Origin of the sequence: Devosia sp. (assembly GCF_017307565.1) — a bacterium.
GTDB lineage: Bacteria > Pseudomonadota > Alphaproteobacteria > Rhizobiales > Devosiaceae > Devosia.
The window spans coordinates 1-10085 of sequence record NZ_JAFKHD010000181.1; the positions used below are offsets into that span (position 1 = coordinate 1).

The window sequence follows — 10085 nt, forward strand, 5'->3', positions numbered from 1 at the left end:
TGGTGATCCGCTGCCACCCGGACCTGGCTGACCAGATCCGCGACATTGCCAATTCCCAGATCACCACCTCCGGCTATGCCGGCCGGCTGGTCGTGATGGGCGAGCCCGATATCCGTCTCGGCGACGGCCGGATCGAATGGGCCGACGGCGGCCTCGTTCGCGACACGGACGGGCTCGACGCTGAAATCAACGAGACCATTGCAGCCTATCTCGCCGCCAAGGCGAACACCCAGGGCGCACACATGACCAAGGAGAGCGGTGAATGAACCCGACCGATCCTCAAACCGACGCCCCTGAAACCGACGACTTCGGCATGGGCGAAATGCCCTCCCCCGGCGCCGACAGCCGCGCCGAAGCCTATGTCGAGCGCACCGCCGACGACCTCGAGGCCGTGTTCGACGTGCCGGTTCGCGTTTCAGTGGTGCTCGGCCGCACCAAGATGCCCGTGTCGAGCCTGCTCAAGCTCGATACCGGAACGGTGGTGGAACTCGACCGTCAGGTCGGTGAAGCCGTCGAAATCTACGTCAATGACCGCCTCGTCGCGCGTGGCGAAATCGTGCTGGTCGAAAACCGGCTCGGTGTCACCATGACCGAGATCATCAAGCCCCAATAAGAAAAAACGGGAGTGAACGGCATGCGTCTCCTCATCGTCGGAGCCCTAGAAGGTCAACTCAGCCAGGCCACCAAAATGGCCATGGATGGCGGCGCGAAGGTTGCGCACGCCCCCGGCATCGAAATCGCCATGGCCGCACTGCGCACCGGTCGCGGCGCCGACCTCCTGCTGGTCGATGTCATGATGGACATTGCCGGGCTCATCGCCGCGCTTGAAGCCGAGCGCATTGCCATTCCCGTCGTCGCCTGCGGTGTCGAAACCAATGCTGCGGCTGCCGTCAACGCCATCCGCGCTGGCGCCAAGGAATATATCCCCCTGCCCCCCGACGCCGCGCTGATCGCCGCCGTCATTCAGGCCGTGTCGCGCGACAGCGAGGACTTCCTCTTCCGCGACCCCGCCATGCAGCGCGTCGTCAAGATGGCCGAGCAGGTTGCTGCCTCCGAAGCCTCGATCCTAATCACCGGCGAGAGCGGCACGGGTAAGGAAGTGGTCGCCCGCTTCGTTCATTCGCGCTCCAAGCGCTCGGCAAAACCCTTCATCTCGGTCAACTGCGCCGCCATTCCCGAAGCCCTCCTCGAATCCGAGCTGTTCGGCCACGAAAAGGGCGCCTTTACCGGCGCCATTGCCCGCCGCGTCGGCAAGTTCGAAGAAGCCTCGGGCGGCACACTGCTGCTTGACGAAATTTCGGAAATGGACGTGCGCCTGCAGGCCAAGCTGCTGCGCGCCATCCAGGAGCGCGTCATCGACCGCGTCGGCGGCACCAAGCCCGTGCCGGTCGATATCCGCATCCTCGCCACCTCGAACCGCAACCTGACGGAAGCGGTTCGCGAGGGCTCGTTCCGCGAAGACCTGCTGTTCCGCCTCAACGTCGTGAACCTGAAGCTCCCGGCCCTGCGCGAGCGTCCGGGTGATATCGTGGCGCTGGCCGATCACTTCGTGGCCAAATATGCCAAGGCCAATGGCCTGCCGAAGCGCGAGCTTTCCGAAGACGCGCGCGCGGCGCTGCTGCAGGCGCCCTGGCCCGGCAACGTGCGTGAACTTGAAAACACGCTGCACCGCGCCGTACTCCTCGCCACCGGCACCATGATCGGCGCCGAAGCGATCGTGCTGCCCGATGGCATGGGTCTTAGCGAAGCGGTGCGCATGCACTCGCCGGCCCAGCAGCTGGCCGAAACCGCCGAAGCCATGTCGCGGGCCCTCGTGGGGCGCACCGTGGCCGACGTCGAGCGCGAACTGATCCTCGACACGCTGGATCACACCTGGGGCAACCGGACCCATGCCGCGAACATTCTCGGCATTTCGATCCGCACGCTTCGGAACAAGCTGAACCAGTACGCGGACGAGGGGCAGACCATCCCCGAGCCCGGCGAACGGCGAAACGTGGCGTAACAACGCCTTTGGGAGGCTGCGCGATGCGCCAGCCTCCTTTCTCATTTTTCTCACGCGGTAATCTGACGACATGACCGATATCCCCACCTCCTCGTCCCGCTTCAGCTTCAAGCTGCCGACGCCCAAAGAGGTGCTCGACATGCTGCGCTCGGGCGACATCGCCCTCGCTGTCGGGGTCATGGGGCTCATCCTCATCCTGATCGTGCCGCTGCCGGCGCTGATGGTCGACGGTCTGCTGGCCATCTCGATCGTCTTCTCCGTGATGATCCTGATGACCGCCCTGTTCATTCAGAAGCCGCTCGAATTCTCGTCCTTCCCGACGGTACTGCTGATCGCAACCATGCTGCGGCTTGGCCTCAACCTCGCCACCACACGTCTGATCCTGTCGGAAGGTCACAACGGTTCGGCCGCTGCCGGTCACGTCATCGAAGCCTTCGGCAATTTCGTCACCCGCGGCAACTTCGTCATTGGTACCGTGATCTTCATCATCCTCGTGATCGTGAACTTCATCGTCATCACCAAGGGTTCCGGTCGTATCGCCGAAGTCGCGGCGCGCTTCAGCTTGGACGCCATGCCCGGCAAGCAGATGGCCATCGACGCCGACCTTTCGGCGGGCCTCATCGACGAAGACACCGCCAAGAAGCGTCGTGCCGAACTCGAAGGCGAAAGCGCCTTCTTCGGTAACATGGACGGTGCGTCCAAGTTCGTCCGTGGCGACGCCATTGCCGGCCTCATCATCACCTTCATCAACATCGCCGCCGGCATGGCCATCGGCATGCTGCAGGAAGGTCTCTCGGCAGGTGAAGCCGGTAGCGTCTATACCCTCCTCACCATCGGCGACGGCCTCGTCAGCCAGATCCCGGCGCTGATCGTCTCGACCGCAGCCGGTATCCTCGTGTCGAAGTCGGGCGTCTCTGGCGCCGCCGACAAGGCGCTGACCGCCCAGTTCAGCGGCTATCCCAAGGCCCTCGGCATGGCTTCGGCCGTGATGGCTGGCCTTGCCCTGCTGCCCGGCATGCCGCTGCTGCCGTTCCTGGCGCTTTCCGGCGGCGTTGCCTATGCCGCCTACCGCGCCTCCAAGAGCAAGGCAGCCCGCGAGATCGCCGAGCGCGCCAAGACCGTGGCCGACGCCGTGGCCAAGGCTCCGGGCGGCGCACCGGGTCAGCCCGGAGCTGCCCCGGCCGGCGAACCGCCGATCAGCGACAGCCTCAAGATCGACGATCTCAAGCTCGAACTCGGCTATGGCCTGCTCGGCCTCGTCAAGGAAGACGAGAACGGCACCGATCGCCTCACCGAGCAGATCAAGGCATTGCGCCGTCAGCTGGCGCTCGAACTGGGCTTCGTCATGCCCCCGGTCCGCATTCTCGACAACATGCAGCTCGAGCCCAACGACTACAAGGTTCGCATCAAGGAAGTCGAAGCCGCCCACGGCCAGATCCATGCCAACCTCCTGATGGTCATGGACCCCTATGGCAACCCGATCGATCTGCCGGGCAATCAGACAACCGAGCCGACCTTCGGTCTGCCGGCGACCTGGATCGACCCGGCACTACGCGACGAAGCCGAATTGCGCGGCCTTTCGATCATCGATCCCTCGACCGTGATCTCGACCCACCTGACCGAAGTGCTCAAGGCCAACGTCGCCGAACTCTTGAGCTACGCCAATGTGCAGACCCTGCTTTCGGGCCTGCCCAAGGAACAGCAGAAGCTCGTCGAAGACATCATCCCGAGCCAGATTTCTGTTTCCGGCGTTCAGCGCATCCTGCAGGCTCTGCTGACCGAGCGCATCTCGATCCGCGACCTCTCGACCATTCTCGAAGGCATCGCTGAAGTTGCAGCACCGGGCCGCTCGATCCAGGCCATTGCCGAGCACGTGCGCAGCCGTCTGGCCCGCCAGATCTGCGCCGCCAATCTCGGCCAGGACGGCAACCTGCCGCTCCTGACCCTCTCGCCGCAGTGGGAACGCGACTTCGCTGAAGCCATGGTTGGCGAAGGCGAGCACCGGCACCTGGCCATGGCGCCGAGCCGTCTGCAGCAGTTCATCGCTTCGGTTGGTCAGGCCTTTGAGCGCGCCGCCCAGCAGGGTGAAGTGCCCGTCATGATCACCTCGCCCTCGATCCGTCCGCATGTGCGCGCCATCATCGAACGCTTCCGCCCGCAGACGGTGGTGATGAGCCAGAACGAGGTCCATCCGCGTGTTCGCCTCAAGACCGTAGGAAGTATTTAAAATACTATTCTATTAATGCGAAGATAACTACATCTTTCACGTCGTGCCGAATCTCGAAAACATGTGCTACGTTATTACTTCGAGAAGAGTTCGGAGGCACGTATGCTTGTTTCGCACAAGAGTGTCTGGCGTAGGCGCATATCACTTCGCTCCTTTCTGAGCTTTGTGATACTCGCGGCTTTGTTGCCACCGCTGTCGCTGCTGGCGCTGGTGGTTGTGCGGACCGCCGAAACCGACAAGGTGGCGGCGCAGACCACCCTCATCGACAATGCCAAGGTCATCGCGTCGATGGTTCATGGCGCTCTGCTCTCCGATGCGCAGACGATGGAAACCATCGGGGGCTACGCGAGCAGTTCGGCAGATGATCCGGAAACTGAACTGGCGCTGGCAAGCAAGCACTTCCGTGGTGAAGCAACGCTCGTGCCGGCGGACGCCGCGCTCGACCACTGGACGGTTTCGAACCTCGTAGATATTCGGCCCGGCGAGAGCGCCAGACTGGTGTTCAACGTTCCGATCAAGGACGGCAAAGGCGAAGCGCTGAAGTTGACCGCCGACTCCACGGCTGTGTCCAACAAGATCAGCTTCGGCAAAATCGAAAATCAGACGCTGGTTGCTGTGGTCGACGGCAATGGCAACATGATCACCCGCTCGGCCGCCGCAGCAGAAAATCTCGGCAAGCGCGTCCCCACCTGGGAGGCTTTGCTGGAAGTCGGCGCCCCTACGGGGCGCTTCGATGCCGTTGCCTTTGACGGCACCCCGATCAGCTTCGGCTTTGCCTCGATTGAAGGCACGCCCGGTTGGGTCGTCGTGGTGGGCATGCCCAAGGCCGTGCTCGATGGGCGCTGGCAGAACCCGCTCAAGGCCTTCGGCATCGGCGTGCTGGTCGCCCTTATTGTGGCCGTACTGCTCGCCTTCATCCTGTCACGCAAGATCACAGGTCCGATCGAGGCCATGGTCGCCCGGTCGCATGCCATTGGCAGGGACTCCAAGAGTGCCCTGCCCGACGCGCCCGACGCCATAGTGCAGGAACTGCACACCCTCTATCGTGCCCAGATGAACTCGCATGAACGCTTGATCCAGCGCGGGAACGAACTCGAGCTGTCGAGCAAACGCTACCGCGCCGTCTCCAAGGTCGGGGCGATGGTCACCTGGCGGGCGGACGTGCATGGCAACGCCATCGACGTTGAAGGCTGGGAGGAGTTTACCGGGCAGCGAACCGTTGCCGCGCTAGGACGCGGTTGGGTGGAACAGGTACATCCAGAAGATATGCCCGTATTGAACGAAGCCCTGGCCCTTGCTGCCCAGACGCGGGCCCCCACAGTTACGGCGGAGGCGCGTGTCAAGAACAAGAACCAGAAATGGATCTGGGTCAATTTCCGCGGCGCCGTGATCACCGATACCGAAGGCGAACCTGCCGAGTGGGTCGGAACACTCGAAGACATCGACGATCGCAAGCGGCTACAATTGCGCATCAGTCACATGGCTTACCATGACGCACTGACCGGTCTGCCTAACCGCGTGCGCCTTGCCGAACACTTCGAGCAAATGCAGCTGCCACAGAATGCCGGCCATGCCTGCGCCCTGCTCTATATCGACCTCGACAAATTCAAGCAGGCCAATGACACATTCGGTCATGCGGCAGGCGACGCACTGCTCAAGGATGTCGGCGCGCGCCTGAACAATATCCTGCGGGAAACAGACCTCGTGGCGAGGCTGGGCGGCGACGAGTTTGCCGTCGTCCTGAGCCACTTCGAGAACGTCGAGTATTCAACCATGGTCGCGACGCGCATCGTCAAGACGCTCTCCACCCCCTTCGAGATCGAAGGCAACACCATTCAGATCGGCGCCAGCGTCGGCATTGCGGTGTTCACGACTGGTCAGGTATCGATCGAGCGGCTGCAATTTGAGGCGGACCGGGCCCTCTACAGGGCCAAGTCCGGGGGGCGCAACCGCTGGTCTTTCGACACATCGGAGGACGATGACGGCCAGATCAGAGCCTGATCAGCTCAGGCGACCCGGCACAACGGGAGGCAGATCCAGCGCGGACGCCTCAGCCGAGAGATCGACCTCGTCTTCTTCGACCAGCTCGCGCTCGGCCTGGTACCAGAATTCCTGTTCACGATCATCCGGCTGACCAGCGTCTTCCCAGAGCTGATAGGCGCGGTCCCGAATCCTGTTTTCCTCAATGTAGTGCATGGCTGTCTCCTCGTGGCGTATGCAATGCAGAACGCAACGGGGACTTAGCAGTTGCCGAAGACGGCCATATGACTGCAATTTTACCGGCTGGTAAGGGCGAGCTTAGCCCCGAGCGCCACGAAGGCTGCCGCGAACGAGCGGCGCATCCAGGTCATGATCGCGGGCTTTGAGATGACATGCCCCCGGATGGCGGCGGCAAAAAGCCCGTAAAGCGCGAAAACCACGAAGGTCATAACCATGAATACAAGGCTCAATTGCAGCATCTGCGGCACTGCGCCCGGCGCATCGGCAGGCACGAACTGCGGCAGGAAGGCAAAGAAGAAGATCGAGAGCTTTGGATTGAGGAGGTTGATGAGGACAACCTCGACGGCCATGTCTTTCAGGCTCTTGGGCTCGGCATTGGCCGCAACCGACAGCGCCCCGCTTTCGCGCAGCGTCGCCCAGGCCATGTAGAGCAGATACGCCACGCCGAGATATTTGATGATCTCGAAGGCGAGCGCACTGGCATGGAGAATGGCCGCGAGCCCGGTAATGGCGGCAACCATATGCGGCACGATGCCGATGGTACAGAAGAGCGCGGCCCAGAGGCTGGCCTTGCTGCCACGGCCAAGACCGGCAGCGATTGTATAGAGCGCACCAGCGCCGGGGGAAACAACGACGATCAGGGTCGTAATCAGGAATTCGACGGTCATGATGGTTCTCCGGCGGGTGGCGGACAGTTTCTGCTTTTGGGCGGAACAGCAAGCCCCGCCCGACATTATCCCCGACGCGAAGGGGCAACAGGATGAAACTTTTCGTCTGCGATCACTGCGGCAACACCATCTATTTCGAGAACGACCGCTGCGAGCATTGCGGCCATGCCCTCGGCTATGTACCCGAAGAAAACGCGCTGGTTTCGCTCGATCCGGCCGAGGGCGGCTGGTCGGCCCCGGCCCTGCCCGGCAGGACCTATCTTTATTGCGACAATGCCCGTCATGGGGCTTGCAACTGGCTGGTGCCCGCCGAACCGGGCGGCGTGATTTTCTGCCGGGCCTGTCAGCACAACGAAACCATTCCGGCGCTGGATGATGCCATCAACCTCAGGCGCTGGCAGGAGATCGAGCGGGCAAAGAAGCGCCTGGTCTATTCGCTGCTGCGGCTGCAACTGCCGCTGCGCAGGCGGGCAGAGGACCCGGGCCATGGCCTCGCCTTCCGCTTTCTTGCAGACGGTGAAAACGCACCGCGCGTGCTGACCGGGCATGAAAGCGGGATCATCACCATTGCACTGGCCGAGGCCGACGATGCCGAGCGGGAAATCAGGCGCACGGGCATGGGCGAACCATACCGAACCCTCCTGGGGCATTTCCGACACGAGATCGGCCACCATTTCTGGGACCTGCTGGTCAATGGACAGACGTCGGAGGCACGGTTTCGCGCGCTCTTCGGGGACGAGCGGGCCGATTATGGCGTAGCGCTTGCGGCTTACTACGCCAATGGCGCGCCTGCGGGCTGGCCGGAAACCCATATCTCCGCCTATGCCACGGCCCATCCGTGGGAGGACTTTGCCGAGACCTTTGCGCACTATCTCCATATCGTCGACACAGTGGAAATGGCTGCGGCCTTCGGCGTGCGGGCACGGCCTAGAACCGGGGACCCGAGCCTGGTGCTGCCGCAGGTGCAATTCGATCCCTATCTGGCGCCCGATATGGGCAGGATCATCGACAACTGGATTCCCCTGGCCTCGCTGCTCAACAATCTCAACCGCGCCATGGGACAGGCCGACGCCTATCCCTTTGTGCTGACCCCGGCGGTGATCGGCAAGCTCGGCTTCGTCAATGACCTCGTGCATGGAACTGGGCGCGACGCAGTGCAGTGAGCGGACCGCTTCCGGCGCGGCGCGCTTGCTGGTAAACCCGGAACCATGTCCGATATCACCATTCTCTCCGTCCCTGTTTTTTCCACCCTCTCCAATGGCGCCTTTGCGCTGCGGCGGGAAGTTTTCGTCTGGGAACAGAAGGTGCCGGAGGAGGAAGAGCTCGACAGCTACGACCTCACCGCGACCCACTATGTAGCGATCGCCGAGGGCAATGTGGTGGCAACGCTCCGCCTCATCGCCCAGCCAGAGCATATCAAGATTGGGCGCGTCGCCGTGCACCAGGCCTGGCGTGGCAAGGGCGTGGCGCGAAAACTGATCGAACAGGCCATGGCCGATGCACGGGCCAAGGGCAGCGAGCGGTTTTTCCTCACTGCACAGTCGGACAAGCTGGGGCTTTACGAAAAGCTCGGCTTCGTCGCTTTCGGGCCAGAATTCATGGATGGCGGCATGCCGCATCGGGCCATGCGCGACTACGACAAGGATAGCGCCTTCCTAACGAATTAAGTCAAATTTAACGCATTAACCCGGAGGGCGGACTCCTGCCCTCAAAGCTACGCTATTGTCTGCCCTGTCGCTCGAAGAGCGCGTCCTGCCGGGCGGCTGCCAGTGTGTGGTGCTTCTGGTTTAAGAACGCGAGTTTCTTGGTTCTTTCGCAGGACGCGACCAATCGCCAGGGAGGCGAAAAAAGGCCGGCCCCGCCTCGCGCGGGAGCCGGCCTTCTAATGCGGGTTCCCAGCCAAAGCCCAAAATTGATGCGGAACGCCTCGGCAAAAGAGGCGTTGACCCATCATAACGGGCCACGCGGCACTCTACCGGCAAGTTTTGCACCGCATGGCCCTGTTCAAACAAATGAACCATTGGAGCCTACAATGATCCGCAAGCTGTTTGCTACTACCGCAGTCGCCGCGCTGCTCAGCATGAATGCCTACGCACAGGACGCGGCACCCGCTCAGCCACAGCCAACTGCCGGCCAGAAGGTAGACAATGCTCTGGATGCTGCCGGCAATGCGATGAAGGATGCTGGCGCCGCTGTTCAAGACGCAGCCCAGGATGCCGGCGTAGCCGTCGACAATGCCGTCAACAATGCTGGACAGGCTGTCGACAATGCTGGTGCCGCCATCAACAATGCGGGCGTTGCCGTCAACAATGCCATGCGCACGCCCTGGGACATTTCGGTGGGCTACCCGATCGGCGCTGACGACCTCGTCGTCAAAGACCTGCTTGGCGCCCCGGTCTATTCGAGTGCCGCTGCTGACGCCGAGCAGATCGGCACGGTCAACGATCGGGTCCTGAGCAATATCGGGGGCATCAATGCCGTGATCGTCGGCGTCGGTGGCTTCCTCGGCATCGGTGAAAAGAACGTCGCCGTGGACTATCTCAGCCTCCAGCACGTTGCAGCGGCCGACAATACCTGGCGCTGGGTGCTGCCGACCACCGCCGAGGCTTTGAGTGCCGCTCCGGAATTCGTGTGGGTCGACCCACAGGCTCCGGCTCCCGCGGCAGTCCCGGCCAATTAAGCCAACCCAGAAATGCAAAAGGCCCGCTTCGGCGGGCCTTTTCGTGTCCGGCTAGCCAGACTTATTGACGACGATAACGCTGGCGAGCGATTTCGTCGAATTCGGCCTGCTCGATCTTGTTCTGCTCGTCGCGCTCGCGCTGATGTTCGCGCTGGTCGAGCAGTTCAACCTTCTTGAGGTCTTCGAGCGCTTCGGCCAACTGGTCCTGCGCACTTTCGAGCTTGCCGCGCATATCATTGGCCGAAGCCAGGAGATTGTCGCGGCGCTGCAGCGCGGCCTTGGCGAAGG

At 62.4% G+C, this 10085-nt stretch carries 10 protein-coding genes and 1 pseudogene; 8 read left to right on the forward strand and 3 right to left on the reverse strand.

The genetic code is table 11. From position 1 onward, the window contains the following. From fliH to J0I64_RS05240, 5 genes and pseudogenes are all read left to right on the forward strand, one after another. Window positions 1-266 (forward strand): annotated as a pseudogene (fliH, locus tag J0I64_RS05220) (flagellar assembly protein FliH); the annotation flags it as partial. Window positions 267-322: 56 nt separating this feature from the next. Further along, complete coding sequence (gene fliN / locus J0I64_RS05225; protein ID WP_291406560.1) at window positions 323-613, forward strand: flagellar motor switch protein FliN; 291 nt, start codon at window positions 323-325, stop codon at window positions 611-613. A 21-nt stretch (window positions 614-634) separates the two neighbouring features. After that, window positions 635-2002 (forward strand): sigma-54 dependent transcriptional regulator, encoded by a 1368-nt coding sequence (locus tag J0I64_RS05230; RefSeq protein ID WP_291406551.1) that lies wholly within the window; start codon window positions 635-637, stop codon window positions 2000-2002. A 70-nt stretch (window positions 2003-2072) separates the two neighbouring features. Beyond that, the gene (gene flhA, locus J0I64_RS05235; protein ID WP_291406552.1) at window positions 2073-4229 is read left to right on the forward strand and encodes a flagellar biosynthesis protein FlhA; all 2157 of its coding nucleotides are present in this window, start codon (window positions 2073-2075) and stop codon (window positions 4227-4229) included. A gap of 183 nt (window positions 4230-4412) precedes the next feature. Next, complete coding sequence (locus J0I64_RS05240) at window positions 4413-6230, forward strand: diguanylate cyclase (protein WP_291406553.1); 1818 nt, start codon at window positions 4413-4415, stop codon at window positions 6228-6230. Here the strand turns inward: J0I64_RS05240 and J0I64_RS05245 are convergent, their stop codons facing one another. Then, window positions 6231-6425, reverse strand: a complete 195-nt coding sequence (locus J0I64_RS05245) for a DUF2934 domain-containing protein (protein WP_291406554.1) — start codon at window positions 6423-6425, stop codon at window positions 6231-6233. It abuts the gene before it with no gap. Window positions 6426-6505: 80 nt separating this feature from the next. Further along, a complete protein-coding gene (locus tag J0I64_RS05250; protein WP_291406555.1) occupies window positions 6506-7117 on the reverse strand; it encodes a LysE family translocator in 612 nt (203 codons plus the stop codon). 92 nt (window positions 7118-7209) lie between these two features. On the opposite strand from J0I64_RS05250, the gene J0I64_RS05255 reads away from it, so the two are divergent. From J0I64_RS05255 to J0I64_RS05265, 3 genes are all read left to right on the forward strand, one after another. Further along, complete coding sequence (locus J0I64_RS05255) at window positions 7210-8280, forward strand: putative zinc-binding peptidase (RefSeq protein ID WP_291406556.1); 1071 nt, start codon at window positions 7210-7212, stop codon at window positions 8278-8280. 45 nt (window positions 8281-8325) lie between these two features. Further along, a complete protein-coding gene (locus J0I64_RS05260; RefSeq protein WP_291406557.1) occupies window positions 8326-8784 on the forward strand; it encodes a GNAT family N-acetyltransferase in 459 nt (152 codons plus the stop codon). Window positions 8785-9149: 365 nt separating this feature from the next. Further along, complete coding sequence (locus tag J0I64_RS05265) at window positions 9150-9797, forward strand: PRC-barrel domain-containing protein (RefSeq protein ID WP_291406558.1); 648 nt, start codon at window positions 9150-9152, stop codon at window positions 9795-9797. 61 nt (window positions 9798-9858) lie between these two features. Here J0I64_RS05265 and J0I64_RS05270 read toward each other — a convergent pair. After that, the coding region (locus J0I64_RS05270; RefSeq protein WP_291406559.1) for a flagellar FliJ family protein at window positions 9859-10085 on the reverse strand (227 nt) is incomplete at its 5' end.